Below are 19,748 nucleotides of genomic sequence, written 5' to 3' on the forward strand. Positions count from 1 at the left end.
CTTATTCGTTCATTTCATCAAGCGGTTCATCTGGAAGAGGCATAATTTCTTCCGCAGATCCAATTTGTTCTTTTATTTTGCTTGTAATTTCATCTGCAAGTGCTTTATCATCTTTGAGTAAGATTTTGGCATTTTCTCTTCCTTGTCCTAATTTCTTATCTCCATAGCTGAGCCAAGCACCACTTTTATCAATGATATCAAGTTTGATACCATAATCAATGATTTCACCCTCACGGCTAATACCTTCGCCAAACATAATATCAAATTCAGCTTCTCTAAAAGGTGGCGCAACTTTATTTTTAACAACTTTAGCTTTAGCTCGATTGCCGATTTGTTGATCATTTTGTTTAAGAGTAGCGATACGACGGATGTCGATTCTTATACTTGCATAGAATTTTAATGCATTTCCTCCAGTTGTGGTTTCTGGGCTTCCATATCCCATTGTTCCTATTTTCATACGGATTTGATTGATAAAAATCAGCGTAGCATTCATTTTGTGTAGAATCCCCGTGATTTTTCGTAAAGCGTGGCTCATCAACCTTGCTTGTAATCCGACGTGTTGATCCCCCATATCGCCGTCTATTTCAGCTTTTGGAGTGAGAGCAGCAACAGAGTCAATGACAATGAGATCAATAGCGCCACTTCGAGTTAAGGTTTCTAAGATCTCAAGAGCTTGTTCGCCATTATCGGGCTGGGAAACAAGAAGATTTTCAGTATCTACACCTAATCTTTTTGCGTAATAGACATCAAGAGCATGTTCAGCATCGATAAAAGCACAAATACCCCCATTCTTCTGGCATTCTGCTACAATTTGAAGACTTAGTGTCGTCTTGCCACTAGATTCGGGTCCATAAATTTCGATAATCCTGCCTTTAGGTATGCCTCCAATGCCTAAAGCCATATCCAAACCTAAAGACCCCGTAGAAATAGAGTCGATTTTTTCAATTTGCTTATCCCCTAATCTTACAAGTGCCCCCTTACCAAAGGCTTTATCAATCTGCTTGAGTGCGAGATCAATCGCTTTTTGTTTTTTTTCATCTATTGCCATCAATTTCCTTTTTTAGTGCCAAAATAATGTATATTTTATCAAAGTCTTGACTAAAACAAACTTATATTTCCAAAAACGTGTTTAAGAATTAAGACCGTCAAATTGAATCAGATAATTTTTACTGATAACTTTTGTTTGAATTCATTTGCAATAAAATCTATCTTATTTTGACTTTATCTCCAATTAAAAACAGAACGTTTCAACCTCAGGTACAAAATATTTATTGATGGCATTGGTATATCTTAATACAAGGATAAAAATCATTTTTGAGCTCCTTGATTTTCGACTTTGATTTCATCCTAATTAACAATCAAATGCAACAAAGGAAATTTCAATGAAAATTAAAACTTTAAGTTTTGTCTTGCCACTATTGATTATATTTTTTTGCGGATGTGCAACCTCTAATCAACATCAAACCCAAATGCTTCCTGAAAGTCAAGTCCTTCCGGTAAAAACTATGGATAAAGTTTATTCTCACTATAAACTCTATCCTGCTTTTTCTAAATATTTTACGAAAGAAAATTGTTCTTTGGTGATGGATAAATACTATTACATAAATTGCTATAGTTATGATTATAAAGGGACTAAAGCAGTGGCCTATAAAATAGAGTCGAAGATACTAAATATGGGAACTGCAGGCAAAAGACCTGCATTTAAGTCAGATCCCCAAATTCCCCAAGCTTATAGAACTAAAACGCAAGATTACACAAGAAGTGGTTATGATAGAGGGCATACCTTATCAAATCAATCAATGAATGCAACTTTGCAAGCTCAAGCATCTACATTTTTGATGAGCAACATTACGCCTCAAAACCCTCAAATTAATCAAAGAGTTTGGAGAAAAGCTGAAGATAGAGAAAGATTTTTGGCAAAACAAAAAGGAAGTGCTGAAGTGCTTAATATTGTGTTTTATGCCAAAGATAAATCTAAGATTCAGTATATTAAAAATGGCATTGCCATTCCAGAACTCTATGTTAAAGTGATTGAAGCTGGAGATGTTAAGGAATGCTATGAATACCCTAATCATAAAGTAGAAGATGAAAGACTCGAATCTTATAGGGCAGATTGTGAAAGATTTGTAAAATGAGAACATCAAGAACATTTGAATAGGCAAATATCCATTCCTATTAAGCAGGCTTTAAATTTAAAAGTTTCGTTGCAATGGGGAATATTTTGTTTATAAAACATATCAAGATCAATAAAAGGGATTCCCAAATCTTTTGAAGATTTGACCCAAAAGTGGATTTACCTACACCGTTTGTGCCTGTAATGATAATCAGATAAGGATTCAATAATCTCTCCCTTTAACCAAATCGAGCTTAGCATATTCTTCAGGGGTTAATTCCCTTAAGATTTCATTTTTCATTGATTTGCTATTAGGATCTAAAAAGTAACATTTCCCATCAGGCTGCAGTAAGAGGTTGTATTTATCAGATATTGTTTCATCGTAATAAATAGCATTATATCCTTCTTTGAGTAATTGCAGTCTTGGATTGGTTCTTTCTGCGGCTTCAAGAATTTCATCGTAAGTATATTGTTTAACAGGTTGTGTGTCTTTCATTGCAAGATTCATTTTATCCCTTTGTGTAAAAACTTCTTTTAGTCTTGTAAATTATAATATATTGGATGATTTGATTTTATTCGCTTGTGTTTGATTGAGCATCATTGCTAATATCTAAAAGCTTTGATAACGCTTGAATTTAAACTCAATTCTCTGTTCTTTGATTGCATTAGTTTTAGTTAAATTTTCAATATTTTGTAAATACTGCTGTTTTTGTTCGGATTGGTTTTTAGCTGTTAATATTATTTTATCACCTCAAATTCTCTATTCATTTAAACACTTAACTTTTCTGTGTCATTGTCAATCCATACACTTTTGAGCGCATTAATTATTTCTGTTGTAAAAAATATTTTTTGAATATTATTTGAGTAAAACTATAAAAATAAATTTTAAAAAATTAAGTAAAATTATATCTGAGGTTACTGTCCTTAGAGGGTAGCAACCTCAGATATAAATCTAAACAGCCCTAAAAAGATGTTTCTGATGGAGTTTCTTGGATTGTTCACGATAATTCTAAGGTTCATTGTAGCATTTTGATTTACTGATTGGTTTTTTCTTTCTTTCTAAATCTCAATTTTCTCATCTCTTAATTTATCAATAACTTCAGCAATCTGCATTGCTTTGAGAGTTCCTTCATTGAATTTAATACCTTCCATTGCAGAATAAAAATTATTATTAGATATTAGAGTTCTACTATATACGAAATTTTTAAAGGTTTCTCGATTTTAAAAATAGAAGGCATCTTTCAAATAAGTCTGATAATTTTTTTATTTGGAACGTTTTGTTTGAGTTATTTAATATAATCTTTATATTTTAAAAAAGATTCTTTGCCATTTTCTCCAAAAAGATATTGGTTGTAATCAAGAAGTTGATTGAGGGCTTGAAGCCTGCCAGTTATATAATGAACTTCATCGTTTCTTTCCCTTCCTGTACCTGAATGAAAACATAATAGCGTCATTAACCTTTTTCTTGCTCAAACTCTTCTTTGAAGCAGTTTTTATATTTTTAAAACACGAGTTGTCTGAGTCAGGACACCATTTCCCTCACCTTCTTCTTTAATTTGTTGGTATTTTCATATAATGAGTCTATATGTTTTATTAAAAGCAATAAACATCATTTCAAAGAGGTGATCTAAGGTTGAAATTCGTTTTCTTCACTTTTTGGGAAAGCTTGGAGAGTGAAAATATCTGCAAAGTTTTTTTGATAGTATTTTTCCAATGCCGCTCTTCCTATCATTGCGGCATTATCAGAACAAAATTCCAAAGGTGCTAACAATAGATTGCACTTAAATGAATCGCACAAAGACAAGATTTTATCCCTAAGATATAAATTTGCACTCGCACCCCCTACGATACAAAAATTTTCAACGGGGTTATTTTGTTTTTGTTTTTTCTGAAAATATTTGCTGACATTTTTAATCAAATGTTCGCATGCACTTTGTTGAAAGCCTGCACAAATTTTGGCTATAAAAGACTCTTGCGTGACATCTTCGCCTTGTTCTTGAGCCTGAAGGATAGAAAGCCTTACAGCATTTTTAAGCCCTGAAAAACTGAAAGCCAAATCAGGAGAGTGTTTGAGTGGCAATGGGAAAGGAAAGGCAAGATTTTTGGGGCAAAGCGAGGCGTATTTTTCCACAATAGGACCTCCAGGATACCCTAAAGACAGCATTTTGGCTACCTTGTCAAAACTTTCTCCAAAACTGTCATCCATACTTTTGGCTACAATAGACATTTCAGAAGCATTTTTGGCTTCAATGATGAGTGTATGTCCTCCTGAAACTAATAAGACACTCAAAGGAAATGAAGTTTTTGGATGGTTGATAAAAAGGGAATAGATATGTCCCTTAAGATGATTGACACTGATAAGTGGTATTTTTAGAAAAAAAGACAGAGCTTTAGCCATCATCAATCCCTCTATAAGTGTGATATTAAGTCCAGGTTGGGTGGTTACTGCAACGGCTTTAATATTTTTGAAGCTACCTCCTAAAAAAGATTTTGCTTTTGTTAGGATTTGTGGGAGTGCTTCTGCGTGTAAACGCGAAGCAATTTCAGGAACAACGCCGCCATATGGGCTATGAATGCTTTCTTGAGATATTTTAGAATGAAAAAGGAGTTTTGCGGTTTTAATTTCAGTAAGGGCTATAGAGCTATCATCACAACTGCTTTCTATGCTTAAAATCATATTTTTCCGTTTTAGTAGTAAAATTTTAATAAAATTATAGCTAAATATAAGGGACAAAAATGAGAAGAATGAAGGCTGAATGGGAAAAACAGAGTGCAGTATTAATGGCATTTCCACATATAAAAAGTGACTGGGCACCCTATCTAGAGGATGCAAGGGAAAATTTTTTATGCATTATTTCCCAAATTACGCGCTTTGAAGATGTTATTTTATGTATAGATTCTGAAGATATTGAAGGAAAAGAGATATTGCAAAGACTGAGATGCCCGCGTATTAAGATCGTTAAAGTTCCAATTAATGATACTTGGGCAAGAGATTTCGGACCTATTAGCATTGATGAAGATGGAGTGCTAAAATTGCTTGATTTTAGCTTCAATGGATGGGGATTGAAGTTTATTTGTGATGATGATAATCAAATCAATACAAGGCTTTTAAAAATTGGTATTTTTAAAACGAAAATGCAAACATTAACTATGGTTCTTGAAGGTGGAAGTATTGATACGGATGGGCAAGGAAGGGTACTTACAAATACTCAATGTTTGCTTTCGTCCAATCGAAATCCTCATATGGATCAATCCCAGATTGAAGAATACTTAAAAAATGCACTTGGAGCAGAAGAAATTTTATGGCTCCATCACGGGTATTTAAGAGGAGATGATACCGATAGCCATATCGATACACTTGCAAGATTTCTTAATCCTCATAGCATTGCTTATGTCAAATGCGAGGATAAGAATGATGAACATTATGAAGAGTTACGAAAAATGGAAGAAGAACTTCGCGCCCTTAGAACAAAAAAAGGAGAACCTTATCACCTCGTGCCACTTCCTCTTCCAAATGCTATCTATGAGGGAAATGAAAGATTGCCTGCAACTTATGCTAATTTTTTATTTATCAATGGCGCATTGCTTGTTCCTGTTTATGGAGACAATAAGGATGTTGAAGTACTTGAAATCTTACGCTTGGAATGTCCTGATAGAGAAGTGATAGGTATTGATTGTTCCACACTTATCAGACAGCATGGAAGCCTTCATTGCGTAACTATGCAAATTTATTAGCGGTTGAACTAGTTGAGTGCTAAATATATAAAAATCTTTGTAAATGGAATTGTACAAGGTGTGGGATTTCGCCCTTTTGTTTATCGCATAGCTCAAGATTTAGGATTAAAAGGTTTGGTAAGGAATGTGGGTGGGGGTGTTGAGATTGTCTTAGATGCTAAAAATTCGGAAGAATTTATCCATATGATGAAATTACAAGTTCCAGATTGCGCAAGAATTGATTGCATTCAAATAAGTATTTATGAGGGCTTGGAAGATTTTAAAGGCTTTGAGATTTTAGAAAGTCAAGAAAATGCATTTGGACTTGAAAGCAAAATTCCTAAAGATATGGCAATTTGCAAAGATTGTCTTAAAGAGATGTTTGATAAAAAAAACAGGCATTATCATTATGCTTTTACTACTTGCACAAACTGTGGTCCAAGATACAGTATTATTGCTTCGCTTCCTTATGATCGTAAAAATACCTCAATGGCTCCTTTTAAAATGTGCCAAGAATGCCAAAGGGAATATGATAATCCTAATGATAGACGCTTTGGAGCCCAACCAAATTCTTGCCCAAAATGTGCTATTTCAATAAAATTCCATAGAGCGGAGCATATTTATGAAAACAACCCTATCAAAGAATGTATTCGGGCGATTTTGAATGGTGAAATTGTTGCGATTAAGGGCATAGGTGGGTTTGCCTTGGTATGCGATGGAAGAAATAGCGCAGCAATTAAGAGGCTTAGAGACAAAAAAAATCGCCCTAAAAAACCTTTTGCACTGATGGTTAAAAACACCCAAATGGCTTTAAAATTTGTGGATTTAAATACACAAGAGATTGATGCTTTAGAGTCTAAAAGTGCTCCAATTATTCTAGGGAAAGCAAAAAAAAATAATATACTTTCTCCATATATTGCCCCCTCTTTGCATACGTTTGGTGTTATCTTGCCTTATAGTGGTATCCATCATTTGCTTTTTGAATCGCTTGATTTTCCCATTGTCTTTACGAGTGCAAATTTAAGTGGAGAACCTATTATTGCCTCTTTTATAGAACTGAAAGAAAAATTAGGGAATGTGTTTGAAAGTGCGCTTGATTTTGAACGTGAAATTATTCATCCTATTGATGATAGTGTAGTAGCATTTCTTGGAAAAGAGATGAGAGTGATGCGTCTAGGGCGTTCATTTGCTCCTTTGGATTTAGAAATCATAGCAAATAGTCACAGAGAAAATAGAATTAAAACTACCCTGTGTATTGGTTTGGGAGCAGAGCAAAAATCTACTTTGACTTATGCTATCAATGGAAAATACTTAATTTCTCCTTTTATAGGAGATTTGAACAATCCTGCGAGTATGCGTAGATACGAAGAAATTTTTGAGTTTTTTAAAGAAATATATTCCTTAAAACCTGATATTTTGATTCACGACCTACACCCTGATTATCACTCAAGTGTATTTAGTGCTAAAAAATCTTTAGAATTTCGTTGTAGAAGTATTTCTATACAGCATCATCGCGCTCATTTTTGTGCTGCTTTTGCCGAAGCAATGCTTCAAGATTCATCTATTGATCCTCAAAGCAAAATGTTAGGAATTATTTGGGATGGAACGGGGTTGGGCGATGATGGAAATATATGGGGTGGGGAAATATTTTTGGGGAATCTTACGGGTATTTTACGGATAGGTCATTTTGAAACTTTGCCTCTAATTGGAGGAGAAGGGGCAATAAAGAGCATATATAAAATTGGCTATGGTTTGGCTTTGAAATATGGCTTGAAAGCTTTGAAAGATCGATTTGAACAAGAATTAGACAAACAAGAGAGAGTAATTTTGAAAATGATGTTTGAAAAAAATATCAATACGCTTCATACTAGCTCTGTAGGTAGATTATTTGATGGGGTTGCAAGTCTGTGTGGGCTTCTTGATGAAAGCAGCTATGAAGGGGAGGCGGGAATGCTGATAGAAAGTCTTGTACAAAATTGTGTTTTAAAAGAAAATGAAAAGAAAAAATATGAATTTGAAATTAAAAATGGGATTGTTCGATATGATCTGATGTTTTTAGAGATGCAACAAGATATCTTAAAAGGGCATATTGATAAAATTGCTAAAAAATTCATCAATACTTTGGCTCAAATTGCATTTGCCTTGAGCGAAAATTATCCTGAATACAAGGTAATTTTTAGTGGTGGGGTATTTCAAAACAGAGTTTTATGTGATACGATAGCAACGCTTTTTGAAAAAAAAGGAAAGAAATTTTATATGCATAAAATCTTGCCTCCAAATGATGGGTGCATTTCTTTTGGGCAAGCTGTTTATGCTCAATATAATGCTTTATAAGCAAATTAAGCTTACTAGAAATTTGTATGCCAAAATTTTGAAAATAAAGCTTGATTTAGTTGTGTTGCATAAAAAATGAATGTGAAAGGATTTGAATGAAACGAATTACCTTGGCACAAGGCAATGGTGGCAGAGAAACAAATGAATTGATAGAAAAAGTGTTTGAAAAATATTTGGGAAATTTTATTTTAGGGCAGGGTGAGGATGCTGGTACTTTTGATGTTTCAGGAGTACAAAAATATTGTGTGAGTACAGATTCTTATGTGGTAAATCCGATATTTTTTGCAGGGGCAGACATTGGCAAACTCAGTATCTGTGGCAGTAGTAATGATGTGGCGATGATGGGAGCCAAACCAAAGTATATGAGTGCAGGGTTTATTTTAGAAGAAGGGTTTGCAATCTGTGATCTTGAAAAAATCCTTCAATCAATGGCAAAAGAACTCGAATATACTCAAATTAAGCTAATTTCTGCAGATACTAAGGTTGTGCCTAAAGGCAATGTAGATAAAATTTTTATCAACACAACTGCAATTGGCGAAATTCAAAAAGAAGGGATTTCTGCTAAAAACCTTAAAAGTGGGGATATAATTATTTTAAGCTCGCGCATTGGGAGTCACGGGTGTGTGATTTTTTGTTCGCGTAGTGAGATTGATTTACACTCTGACTTAAAAAGCGATTGTAAGCAGCTTTATCCTATGCTTGAGGATATTTTTAAAAGTAAAATTCCTATCAATGCATTAAGAGACGCTACAAGAGGCGGACTTGCAGCAGTCTTAAATGAGTGGGCAAATGCTTCGGGGGTGGAGATTATTATAGAAGAAGATAAGATCCCAATTTCAAAAGAAGTCAAAGGAGTTTGTGAAATTTTAGGACTTGAGCCGTATTCTTTAGCAAATGAAGGGGCTTGTGTGCTTTGCGTAGAGGCTTGCTATGCTCAAGAAGTTTGTGAAATCTTAAAGAAACATCCAGATGGAAAAGAAGTTGCGATTATTGGTAGTGTAGAAGCAGAAAATGTAAAAACTCCTAGAGTGATTTTACAAAACTCTTGGGGAACAAAAAGATATTTGGATTACCCACAAGGGGAGCTTTTGCCTAGAATCTGTTGAAATTTTGCAAGTGTCTGTGTCCTTTGAATAAGCTTTATGACAAACAATTTAATGGGTTCAACCTGTTGGATATGTAGTCATACTTTGCTTAAACGTTCATATTTGATGATTATAATTATTTATTAAAAATTTAGAGCGAATAAGGAGAATATCTATGCAGGGAATTCAAAATATCTCTGAAAAATTTCAAAAAGACTTAAAATTTTTTTATGCTCTTATTCAAAAACAATCCTATGAAATTCAAAAAATTTATAAAATTTTTGATAATGAAGACAATAAAGAAAATGAAAAATATTTGAAAATCCTGACTCAATTATGCAATCGCATAGGATTGGAACCTGAAAAATCTGTGCTAATGGCATTGTGTGACAGAATCGCCAATCTCAAGGAAGGACCTATCGTGCAGATCCTCAAGAAATACCAAAAAACAAATTCTGAAATTTTAATCGCCAGAAGACTTTTGCTTAATTTTGTCAGTAATTTTTATGCCAAAAGACATTGGGAACTTCTTGTTCAAGTCCAAAAACAGGAGCTTTTTAACGAATTTTATCGGGAACTTCTGCTAGGGGTGCATAAAATAGGCTTGACAATGAATAATTTTTTTGAAAGTTGGCAAGATATTTTGATTGATGGTATTAATAAAAATATGCAAAAACTTTATGGAGAGGAAAAAGCACTTAAACTTCTAGCTCCAAGTATGGACACTGAAGAATCTCAAGGGAAGTTGATTTGTTCAGATAGGAGTTATTCAATTCCAGAGAAACTTGGGGATAAGTTTATCTCCGTTCCATATGCAAATGCTTTTGATATTGAGATTAAAGAGATTGTGAAAGCAATTGAGAAACTTCTTTTAAATCTTCAAAAACACAAGGATGAGATTTATCATAAACAAAAATCTTATATTGATTATTTCACAGCTTTAAAAAATGCATTTTCCCAAAAGGATAAAAATAGATTAATTCAAAGTTGGAGAGAAGTAGATATGGCTTGGATGGATATAGATACACCCTTTCAAGTTGGACATCCTCTTGAATACTATGAAGACAGGTATCGGCATTCTGTTGCGCCTGAATGGGATCTTAGAATTAGCAATCCTGATAAAATAGCTGATAACAGGGTAGCTTTGAGTGTGGATTCTATGTTTGCAGCTTATGGTTCTAAATTAGGTATTCAAGATAGTCTTCAATCTTTTGTGCAAAAATCTCTTCAGCGTGTTAAAATTTATAATGGCTTGCCTGCGCTTTATTATGGAGCGGATATGAATGGGCTTTTTTCGGCACAGGTTGTTCCTAATGATGAAGTGGTTTCAGAAAAATTTGGCAAAAAAATATTTGCTTTTGGCGATAATATTATTCAGTCAGCTCGAAGTAAGCCGAAAATGAAGTTAAGCTATGAGACTTTTGAGGAATCTTATTTACAGGAAGCTCGAAAAATTTTATTTGAGAATGAAAAATTATGGCATTTAGTCTATGACATCACAACAAATGGACATGAATTTGGTCATATTCTCTGGATAGAAGAGGATACTCAAAGATTGATGAATTGTGATGGAGAATTCAAAAATATTGAAGAATTTAAAGCAACTTGTGGTGGATTGGTGGCATTCTTTGAAAGTTTGCACACTCAAGAAGAGTTTGAAGCTGTTATGAGCGATACAATTCGCAGAAGTGTGGGATTGATGGCTTGGAGAGAGCAAGAAGAAGTTTTGCCTTATTATTGTGAGGGATTGATCCATTTATATGGAGCTTTTGAAAGCGGTGTCCTTAAATTTGATCCAAATGACAAACCTGTTTTAAAGATACATAAAAATAAATATGAAGATTTGAAATCTTGGTATATAGAGACTTATAAAACTTTGGCAAAGCATTACATAGAGAAATTAAATGCCTATGAATGGCTTAAAAAATTTGTGTCAAAGACAGAAAAAGATTATCGTTCAAACTTGCCCTTCGCAGATATTTTTATCGAATGGTATTGGAAAAGATATCAAGAAATTGGACAAGAAGTTTTGTAATATTGAAATAACCTTGAATCAAATTATTGATTTATTTTTCTGTCAAAATAAGTAGCTTATCATTGTTGAGTTCTATATATAGTTCTTTTTTACTATTGGAAGTATAGGTTGGCTGATTATTTTTATATGCAGAATAATCTTGTGAAAAACTGACTCGAAATAAATTTTTTCCATCCTCATTGGGATAGGGAGAAATGTCTATATTTGAAAATAAGATTGTTTTTTCTTCTTGTTTGGAAAAAACGCGTTTTTTGTAATCTACAAAAGCTTTGAATTTCATTCCATCATAACGAACAAAATTGTCGCTGTAAAATGCCAAATAACTATTTAAATCATTTTTTATCCACGCATCTCTCCATCCGTATAAGCTACTTAAAATAGTTGCTAATTCTTCTTTGGTAACAAGTTTGAGGTTATTCTCATAAGTAATGAGGAGTGATTTTTTGTTTTTAATGAGTTTGTCGTATTCACTAAGCACCTGATTTTCAATTGCAATGCATCCTTTGGTATTAAGCTCTTCCCTGTTTCCATTTAGTGGAAATCCGTGAATCCAAATCCCATACCCTGTTTTTTTTCGCACTTTATCATAAGTGTTAGGATAGCTAGTGGCAAATGCCATCGGTCCATAATATTGATTTAGTCCGCTTAATCTCTGGGTAATATCATAGACGCCTATAGGAGTAGTGAGATCGCCTTCTATTTTTTTATTTCCCTTGCCTGATCCTACCAATGCACTTGTTTGTTTGATTTTTGTTAAATGCCCTTCTTTGACTTCATATAAAGTCAAATCTGGGATCGATTTATTAGAAACAAATAAAAAATCTATATTTTCATAATAACCATAATCTGTATCTTTATTTTTTAGAACAGCCATCCAAAAATCTTTTTGGATCAAATAATTTTCTAGCATAGCTTGTGTTGTTTGTATGCCTTTGGTGCGATAAGTCTGAATAATCTTAACAGCTTGAGTATCCATTCCATAAAGCATACAAGATGCGACCAAACTAATACTTAAAATAAACCTCATACATTTACTCCTCTTACGCTTTAGTCTTCAAAATCATATCCAAATTTTTTGAGATTTTCTTTTTCTTTGCTCCAAGATTTCTGAACAAAAACATTTAACTGTAAAAAAATTTTCTTTTTGCCTAAAAGTTCCATTTTTTGTCTTGCTTGTTTTCCAATTCTTTTGATTGTTTGCCCATTTTTTCCAATTACCATACTTTTTTGACTTTCTTTTTCTACAAAAATTTTTGCCGATATTTTATCAAGATTTTCTCCTTCAATGAATTTTTCTATTTTTACTTCGCTTTCATAAGGAATTTCATCGCTTAGATTATTAAATACGCTTTCTCGAATCATTTCTTTGTAGATATATTTAGTATTTTCATCTGTTAAGATTTCAGTGTCAAAAAATGGCGGAGAATACGGTAAATGCTTACTGACTTCAGCAAGAAAATTTTCTAGATTGAGCGATTTTTGCGAGCTTAATGGAATCAGAGATAAAAATTTTTCATCATATTTTTGATACTCTTTGATTTTTTTTAAAATTTCTTTTTGGGTTACTGTATCAATTTTGCTTAAAATCAAAATATGGGGCCTATCTGTAAGCTCCAAAAATTCCTCATAATATTTTGTTTCATCGTGAATACAAGCCATAAATACACATAAATCGCAGTTCGAAATGGCCTTTAAAGCTTCTTTGAGCATAAATTGATTCAATAATTTTTCTTGGCGATGTAATCCGGGCGTATCCACAAATATGATCTGAGAATTTCTACCATTTTTATCTGAAAATGGCACGATTAAATTCATTTTTTTTCTGGTTGCATTAGCTTTATGGGAAACCAATGCAATATCTTGGCTTAAAAGCTTATTTAAAAGAGTGCTTTTTCCACAATTAGGACGTCCTACAACAGCAACAAATCCAGCTTTAAAGCCATCGTGCATTAGAGAATATACCTTGCCAAATCTACATTTTCAACCAAATCACTCAATTTTTCACTGACAAGTTGTTCGGTGATATGAATCGTTTGATCTTTGTAGTCATCGGCGTTAAAACTGATATCTTCTAAAACTCGCTCTATAGTAGTATGAAGCCTTCTAGCTCCAATATCTTCAGTTTTTTGATTTGCATTATAAGAAAGCCTAGCGAGCTCTCTTAAGGCTTTGTCTTCAAATTCTATATTAACTCCTTCTGTTTGGAGTAGGGCTTGGTATTGTTTGACGATAGAAGTTTTAGTTCGGGTTAAGATTTGATACATTGTTTCATCATCTAAGCTGTCAAGCTCAACTCTTAAAGGGAATCTCCCTTGAAGTTCAGGAATGAGATCGCTGGGTTTGCTTAAATGAAAGGCTCCTGCTGCGATAAAAAGAATATGATCGGTTTTAACCTGTCCGTATTTGGTATTTACAATACTCCCTTCCACAATCGGTAAAAGATCTCTTTGAACACCTTCTTTACTAGGGTCTTGTCTAGATCCTTCTTTTGATCCGACAGCCACCTTATCAATTTCATCAATGAAAATCACTCCTGATTCTTGGGCGCGTTTGAGCCCTTCTATTTTAATCATCTCAAAATCAAGAATTGCTTCGGATGCATCCTGTTTTAGGGCTTCTTTAGCCTCTTTAATGTCCATTTCTTTTTTGATTTTTTCTTGTTCTTTATTTAAAACTTTAATGATGCTTTCTTGAACTTTGATGATTTCAGGGGGCATATTATTGTCGGAGTCCATTATTTTTCTATTCAATTCGATTTGAACTTTGAAATTATCCATTTCACCATTTTTAACCTTTTGCTTCATTTTTTCAAAACTACTTTCATATTCTTGTTTTTTTGTTTCACTTACGCCACTAGGGAGAGGAGGCAAAAGCCTTTGAGTGATCTTTTCAATGATAAAATCTTCTATTTTTTCTTTAGAAATTTCTTTATGTTCATTTTCGACCAAATTGATACTCATAAGAACCAAATCTCTAACCATTGATTCAACATCTCTACCAACAAAGCCCACTTCTGTGTATTTGCTTGCTTCTACCTTAATAAAAGGAAGTCCCATAATTTTAGCCATACGTCTTGCAATTTCAGTTTTTCCCACACCTGTAGAACCGATCATTAAAATATTTTTAGGCGTTACTTCCTCTTGAATATCTACAGGAAGACAAAGTCTTCTGTATCGATTTCTCAAAGCGATAGCAACGGCTTTTTTAGCTTCTTTTTGACCGATAATATATTCATCAAGATACCGGACGATTTCTTTTGGGGTCATATTCAGTTTATCTTGAGTATTCATTCAAGCTCCAGAATTTTGATATTTGTATTTGTGTAAATGCAAAGATCGCCAGCTATTTTCAAGGATTCTTCCACGATGTTTTTGGGAGCGAGAGTGCTGAATTTGTCTAATGCTCTGGCCGAACTTAAAGCGTAATTTCCTCCACTACCGATTGCAGCTATTTTACCATCTTCGGGTTCTACGACATCTCCGGTTCCACTGAGAATATAGATAGAATCCTTATTTAATACAATCATCATTGCTTCAAGTTTTCTTAAGTATTTATCCTTTCTCCATTCTTTGCTGAATTCAAGCACGCTTCTGACTAAGTCTCCCTTTCTTCCCTCTAATATTCTTTCAAACATATCAAATAATGAAAATGCATCCGCAGTACTGCCTGCAAAACCGCTTAAAATTTTTCCGTGATAAAGAGTGCGAATTTTGGTTGCATTGGCTTTCAAAACACAATTTCCGAATGTCACTTGCCCATCTCCTCCGATAACGGCATACTTTTTTCCCTCAAACTCTCCTCTATAACTCAATATGGTTGTTGCTTCAAACATTTTGATTCTCACTCTGCCATAACATCAATTTTAAGTACCCCTGAAATTCCCTGACCTAATTTGATTTCAATTTCATAAATACCTGTGCTTTTAATGGGTGCCTTTAGCTCTATATTTTTTTTATCTAAACCTAATCGATGGGATTTTTCAAGAGCTTCAAGTATTTCTTCTTTTGTAATAGCTCCAAAGAGAGAACCATTGGCGCCGACTTTTTTTGTTATTTTTAGAGTGATATCTTCCAAGGTTTTGACAAGTTGTTTTCTTTCTGCCATTTCTAGAGCTTCTTTTTCGGATTTTTTTCTTTGATCTGCTTTATATTTATTGATAACTTCGTTGGTAGCGTGTTTAGCTTTACCTTTGGCGATCAAGAAGTTTTGTCCGTAGCCATCTTTGACTTCGTGGATTTCTCCGGTTTTACCTAAACCTTTCACATCCTCCATCAATAAAATTTTCATTTTGATCCTTATTTTCGATAATATTGCTTAAAATTTTATCAGAAAAGAGTAAGGCTTATGGAATTTTTGGAAATAAAAAATTGCGTTGTAATCAAAAAAGCAAAATGCAAAAATTCCAGAATCAGTGTAAAACAAGATGGAAGCGTTATTGTAAGTGTTCCTTATTTTTATACAAAAGAACAATCTTTAAAAATTCTTGAGAGTCATTACGAATGGATAAAAAAAAGTCTTGAAAAAATAAAGCTTAGTCATTTGGAGGTGCAGGATTTTTTTGCCACCCATCCTAATGAAATTTTATTTTTTGGAAAATGGATAAAATATTCTTCGCAAATCAATGTAGAGTATCTCAAAAAAGAGCTTTTAAATTATCTTCGGACGCGAACAACTAAACTTGCAGCGCAAATGGATCTTAAGTATAATAAAATCTCAGTGCGAGGAAGTAAAACAAGATTAGGGAGTTGTTCTTATCAAAATAATCTGAGTTTTTCACTTTTATTGGTTTTTGCTTCTGAGAGATTGATTGATTATGTAATCATTCACGAATTGTCTCATATTGTACATAAGAATCATTCGAAAAATTTTTGGAGTTTGGTGGAAAAGTTTTGCCCACAACATAAAGAAAAAAGGCGCGAACTTCATAAGAATATAAAATTTTATATTCCAATGTTAGAAAAAATTCTATCTTCGCCCCTCATTTGAATCAGAATTTTTTGGAAGAAAAAAATTCTTATTTTCAATTTTAGGGTAGAGAAGTTGTTGTTTGAAAATTCTGTAATTATCACAACCTAATTGCAATCCATTGTCGCAAACATAAGCAAATAGATCTAAAGCCCTTTGAGAGTCTTGCGTTACGCCAAGACCTCTTTGGTACAAGACTCCCAGATTATTACAACTTCCAAGCATTCCTCCATCGCAAGCGATTTGAAAATATTTTGCAGCATAAAAAAAGCTTACAGGGGCACCTGATTTTCCATTGGCATACATCCAGCCAAGATTTGCACAGCCTGAGATATCCCCAGCATTACAAGCTAAATAATTTAAATCTACAAGACCAAGTTTTGCTCTATCTGCTCCATAGACATTATTTGTGTTTGACATCAACCCAAGATTGTAACAAGCCATATCGCTTCCTGCTTCACAAGCGAATTTATAGTATTGCAAGGCTTTAAAATAATCTTTTTGAACGCCTTCGCCATTGGCATACATCCAAGCTAAATTATTACACGCCAAAACATCTCCACCTTGACAACCCGTCATATAAAGCTCAGCTGCTTTTTCTTTGTTATTGAGGTCGGCTTTTTTCTGATAATCATAGATCATTGCTAAGTTTGAACAAGCCGTTGCATCTCCCCCACTACATCCCATTTCATAATAACGTGTGGCTTTTTGAATGTCGGTTTGAATACCTACGCCATTCATATACATTGTCCCAACAGCAAAGCAACCGGCAGGATTACCCTGATCGCAAGACTGTGAAAATAATTTAAATGCAGTTTTATAATCTCCTTCTTTGGCAGTCTTAATACCTGCTTCTAGTATGCCTTCAACGACATCTGGAGGGGTAAGATGATCTGTTATAGGGGTTGGTTTTTGAGTTATGGGTGTATCAGGTTCAGGATTAGGAGCCAAAATAGGGGGTGGGGTTTGATTTTCTTGAGAAGAAGGCTTTGATTGTTCGGAATTTTGAGGTTTTTGATCCGTATTTTGATTTTCGCTTTGAGAAACAGGAGACTCAGATTCTTGAGCGTCAGCCGCATAAATGATATTTACCCCTATAAGTAGGGCAATCAAAAGACAGTTTTTAATCCTACGCATTATTTTTTGGACTCCTGTATTTTTGAACTAAAGATTTTTAGAAATCAAACTAGCAAAAATCATACCAAGTTAATGCAACGCATCGTTTAATTCTATTTTTCTGGCACTTCTAAAGGCAATCATTTTTCCACTTGTACTTTCTTGTCTGAAATGTACTCCATTTTTTCCGGAAAGTTCTTTGCCTTTATAAAGATTATTAGGATGGATTGAAAAATCTGGATTGATTTGAGCTATTTTTTTGGCTTCGGTTTCACTGATTTCAAAAATTGTTCCTGCTAGCACCGCGATTCCCCCATCGACAATACAACCATCCCCAAGACTGATTCCTGTGGAACTATTCACACCTAAAAGACAATTTTTTCCAATACTGATAGGCGCGGAATTTCCCCCGCTAAGAACGCCAAGAATGCTCGCGCCACCGCCAATATCCGTGCCTTCTCCAATAATGACAGAAGAAGAAATTCTACCCTCATTCATACAAGCACCAAGTGCGCCGGCATTAAAATTTACATAGCTTGCTCCAGGCATTTGAGTGTAGCCTCCTGTACCAAGATAGGCTCCAAATCTAGTTTTAGCCGTATCTAAAATTCTTATGTTGTCATATTGAGGGATTACTTGCATCAAATAGCGTGGGAATTTATCGACAAAATCAATGTGGGGGTAGATTCCTCGCATTTTTAAAGCAATTTCATTTTCTCTAAGCCACTCCAATTCATAGGGTTTATTCCCGCTCCAAGCGACATTTTGTAAAAGTCCAAAAATCCCATCTAAAATCAAGCTTCTGAGTTTTGCTTTTCCCAAAGAAAGAGCAAGGAGTTTTAAATAGGCGGTTTCGACACTTTCGCATTTAGTGTCTTTATAAATCACGGCAAAACGAAATAAGAATTCCCCGTTTTTGTCTCTGAGACGATTTTCATCTAATGCTTTTTTGAGTTCAAGAACAACTTGAATATTTTTATGAATCATTTTGTTTTGAATCGCTTCGTTTAAAAATGGTGTATAAAGCTCCAAAGATTTATAAATGAAATCTTCATCAATCCCATAGACGCATTCATTTTCATTGGAAATAATTTGTGCAGACGGGGTAATAGCATTCATAAACACAGCATATGAACCTAGATTTTCGTTTGTCCAGTTTAAAATCGGATAGGTTGCACAAAGCGTTTTTTTTGATTTTTCTCCAATATCAACTTTTGCAATACCAAAACCCAACGGGGTTTTGTAAGCAGAAGATTTTTGATAATTATCGACGAAAGTCTTAAATTTGTCTGTCATTTTTATTTCTCCCAAAGAATATCAAGTGTTTTGTAATGTTATTTATAGTGTTATTTGTTTGAATATTCAATAAAATATGATTGCATATGCTTCATTTTATTTAAAATATGGCTTAAACAGATTGATATGATTTTGATATAAAACTTATAAATAAGTCAGTCGCAACCACATCGGTATAGTCAATGCGCTGGCAAATATTCCAAATGCCACAGAGCTTACAGCTATTTTGTTGTTCAATCCTGCCCTCATAATCACAGCTGCTGAGCTAATTAATGGAGGCATTGCTGATTCTAAGAGTGCCATTCTCCAAGTATCATTTATTGCAACTCCGCTTAATTTGATGAATAAGAATACTAAAGCAGGGACGATAAGCATTCCCCAAGATAAGACGAAAAAAGTGTTTTTCCACTCAGTCTTAATATCCCCAATGCTGATTTGAACACCTATAGCAAATAAGGCTACTGGTGTTGCACAAGCTCCAAGTTGCCTGATGGGAATAAAAATCCATTCTTCGATTGAAAAAGGCATAAATTTAAAAACCAACCCTACAATCAAAGCCAAGAAAAGCGGATTTTGAGATAATCTCATTGTGATTGCTCTAATACTGAAAACTCCCTTGCCTCCCAAACTCATAATCAAGGGTGTAAGCGTTGCCAATGGGATGGCTGTACATATTTGGTCGTATAAAATCGCTTTATTTGCATATTCTTGACCCAATGCACCTTGTACTAGGGGAACGCCCAAAAACAGAGTATTTCCCAAAGTAGTCAAAAATGCCATTGCAATCGTAGTATTCTTGTCTCTTTTTAGTATTCTTTTGGCAAAAAAATACATTGCGCCCCCACCAATCAGAGAACAACTTAATGCTATCAACATAATAAGGATCAGCTTGACATCAAGTTCAACGTGATAAATACCTGTAAAGATTTGTGCAGGCAGGGCAAAATTGAGCAAAAATCCCAAAAGAATCCCGCTTTGTTTATTGCCAACCATACGCATCGTTTTTGCAAAATAGCCCAATCCGATAAACGCAAAGACCCCATACAAAGCTAATAGCATTTTAAAACCTTTTAAAAAATTTAAAAGTGGA

At 34.1% G+C, this 19,748-nt stretch carries 18 protein-coding genes; 6 read left to right on the forward strand and 12 right to left on the reverse strand.

Annotation, left to right across the window (positions count from 1 at the left end; all coding sequences use genetic code 11):
- Nucleotide 1 precedes the first annotated feature (1 nt).
- Nucleotides 2–1,048 carry a recombinase RecA gene (gene recA, locus BKH41_RS00440; RefSeq protein ID WP_095296433.1) on the reverse strand — a complete coding sequence of 349 codons (1,047 nt, stop codon included), beginning with the start codon at nucleotides 1,046–1,048 and terminating at the stop codon, nucleotides 2–4.
- Between the two features lie 334 nt (nucleotides 1,049–1,382).
- Here recA and BKH41_RS00445 point away from each other — a divergent pair, with 334 nt between their 5' ends.
- Nucleotides 1,383–2,135: a DNA/RNA non-specific endonuclease gene (locus BKH41_RS00445; RefSeq protein WP_343286799.1), complete on the forward strand. Its 753-nt coding sequence runs from the start codon at nucleotides 1,383–1,385 to the stop codon at nucleotides 2,133–2,135.
- 201 nt (nucleotides 2,136–2,336) lie between these two features.
- Here the strand turns inward: BKH41_RS00445 and BKH41_RS00450 are convergent, their stop codons facing one another.
- The 3 genes from BKH41_RS00450 to tsaD all read right to left on the reverse strand — a co-directional run bounded on the left by BKH41_RS00450 (nucleotide 2,337) and on the right by tsaD (nucleotide 4,790).
- The gene (locus BKH41_RS00450) at nucleotides 2,337–2,621 is read right to left on the reverse strand and encodes a hypothetical protein (RefSeq protein WP_095296435.1); all 285 of its coding nucleotides are present in this window, start codon (nucleotides 2,619–2,621) and stop codon (nucleotides 2,337–2,339) included.
- A 778-nt stretch (nucleotides 2,622–3,399) separates the two neighbouring features.
- Nucleotides 3,400–3,567, reverse strand: a complete 168-nt coding sequence (locus BKH41_RS09700) for a hypothetical protein (RefSeq protein ID WP_180762680.1) — start codon at nucleotides 3,565–3,567, stop codon at nucleotides 3,400–3,402.
- A gap of 173 nt (nucleotides 3,568–3,740) precedes the next feature.
- Entirely contained in the window at nucleotides 3,741–4,790 is a 1,050-nt protein-coding gene (tsaD, locus tag BKH41_RS00455; RefSeq protein ID WP_095296437.1) for a tRNA (adenosine(37)-N6)-threonylcarbamoyltransferase complex transferase subunit TsaD, read from the reverse strand.
- A gap of 59 nt (nucleotides 4,791–4,849) precedes the next feature.
- Here tsaD and BKH41_RS00460 point away from each other — a divergent pair, with 59 nt between their 5' ends.
- The 4 genes from BKH41_RS00460 (at nucleotide 4,850) to ciaB (ending at nucleotide 11,281) form a co-directional block, all read left to right on the forward strand.
- Complete coding sequence (locus BKH41_RS00460) at nucleotides 4,850–5,848, forward strand: agmatine deiminase family protein (protein ID WP_095296439.1); 999 nt, start codon at nucleotides 4,850–4,852, stop codon at nucleotides 5,846–5,848.
- A gap of 12 nt (nucleotides 5,849–5,860) precedes the next feature.
- On the forward strand, nucleotides 5,861–8,161 hold the full coding sequence (gene hypF / locus BKH41_RS00465; RefSeq protein WP_095296441.1) for a carbamoyltransferase HypF: 2,301 nt from the start codon (nucleotides 5,861–5,863) through the stop codon (nucleotides 8,159–8,161).
- Between the two features lie 95 nt (nucleotides 8,162–8,256).
- Nucleotides 8,257–9,267, forward strand: a complete 1,011-nt coding sequence (hypE, locus tag BKH41_RS00470) for a hydrogenase expression/formation protein HypE (RefSeq protein ID WP_095296443.1) — start codon at nucleotides 8,257–8,259, stop codon at nucleotides 9,265–9,267.
- 154 nt (nucleotides 9,268–9,421) lie between these two features.
- Nucleotides 9,422–11,281 carry an invasion protein CiaB gene (gene ciaB / locus BKH41_RS00475; RefSeq protein WP_095296445.1) on the forward strand — a complete coding sequence of 620 codons (1,860 nt, stop codon included), beginning with the start codon at nucleotides 9,422–9,424 and terminating at the stop codon, nucleotides 11,279–11,281.
- A gap of 31 nt (nucleotides 11,282–11,312) precedes the next feature.
- Here ciaB and BKH41_RS00480 read toward each other — a convergent pair whose 3' ends face one another.
- Genes BKH41_RS00480 through rplI form a run of 5 tightly spaced genes read right to left on the reverse strand, consistent with a single transcriptional unit; the run spans nucleotide 11,313 to nucleotide 15,568 of the window.
- Nucleotides 11,313–12,308: a L,D-transpeptidase family protein gene (locus BKH41_RS00480; RefSeq protein WP_095296446.1), complete on the reverse strand. Its 996-nt coding sequence runs from the start codon at nucleotides 12,306–12,308 to the stop codon at nucleotides 11,313–11,315.
- A gap of 20 nt (nucleotides 12,309–12,328) precedes the next feature.
- A complete protein-coding gene (gene era / locus BKH41_RS00485) occupies nucleotides 12,329–13,231 on the reverse strand; it encodes a GTPase Era (RefSeq protein ID WP_095296448.1) in 903 nt (300 codons plus the stop codon).
- On the reverse strand, nucleotides 13,231–14,571 hold the full coding sequence (hslU, locus tag BKH41_RS00490; protein ID WP_095296449.1) for an HslU--HslV peptidase ATPase subunit: 1,341 nt from the start codon (nucleotides 14,569–14,571) through the stop codon (nucleotides 13,231–13,233). Before hslU ends, era begins: the two co-directional genes overlap by 1 nt.
- Nucleotides 14,568–15,113, reverse strand: a complete 546-nt coding sequence (gene hslV / locus BKH41_RS00495; RefSeq protein WP_095296660.1) for an ATP-dependent protease subunit HslV — start codon at nucleotides 15,111–15,113, stop codon at nucleotides 14,568–14,570. The genes hslU and hslV overlap by 4 nt, the downstream gene beginning before the upstream one ends.
- 8 nt (nucleotides 15,114–15,121) lie before the next feature.
- Entirely contained in the window at nucleotides 15,122–15,568 is a 447-nt protein-coding gene (rplI, locus tag BKH41_RS00500) for a 50S ribosomal protein L9 (protein WP_095296451.1), read from the reverse strand.
- A 57-nt stretch (nucleotides 15,569–15,625) separates the two neighbouring features.
- Here rplI and BKH41_RS00505 point away from each other — a divergent pair, with 57 nt between their 5' ends.
- A complete protein-coding gene (locus BKH41_RS00505) occupies nucleotides 15,626–16,267 on the forward strand; it encodes a SprT family zinc-dependent metalloprotease (protein ID WP_095296452.1) in 642 nt (213 codons plus the stop codon).
- On the opposite strand, the gene BKH41_RS10190 is transcribed toward BKH41_RS00505, so the two are convergent.
- The 3 genes from BKH41_RS10190 to BKH41_RS00520 all read right to left on the reverse strand — a co-directional run bounded on the left by BKH41_RS10190 (nucleotide 16,247) and on the right by BKH41_RS00520 (nucleotide 19,717).
- Nucleotides 16,247–17,383 (reverse strand): SEL1-like repeat protein, encoded by a 1,137-nt coding sequence (locus BKH41_RS10190; protein WP_095296454.1) that lies wholly within the window; start codon nucleotides 17,381–17,383, stop codon nucleotides 16,247–16,249. The genes BKH41_RS00505 and BKH41_RS10190 overlap by 21 nt on opposite strands.
- Nucleotides 17,384–17,452: 69 nt before the next feature.
- On the reverse strand, nucleotides 17,453–18,658 hold the full coding sequence (locus BKH41_RS00515; RefSeq protein WP_095296455.1) for a 2,3,4,5-tetrahydropyridine-2,6-carboxylate N-succinyltransferase: 1,206 nt from the start codon (nucleotides 18,656–18,658) through the stop codon (nucleotides 17,453–17,455).
- 144 nt (nucleotides 18,659–18,802) lie between these two features.
- Nucleotides 18,803–19,717: an AEC family transporter gene (locus tag BKH41_RS00520; protein ID WP_095296458.1), complete on the reverse strand. Its 915-nt coding sequence runs from the start codon at nucleotides 19,715–19,717 to the stop codon at nucleotides 18,803–18,805.
- Between the last annotated feature and the right edge of the window lie 31 nt (nucleotides 19,718–19,748).

It is taken from the genome of Helicobacter sp. 12S02232-10 (genome assembly GCF_002272895.1).
Classification (GTDB): Bacteria; Campylobacterota; Campylobacteria; order Campylobacterales; family Helicobacteraceae; genus Helicobacter_J.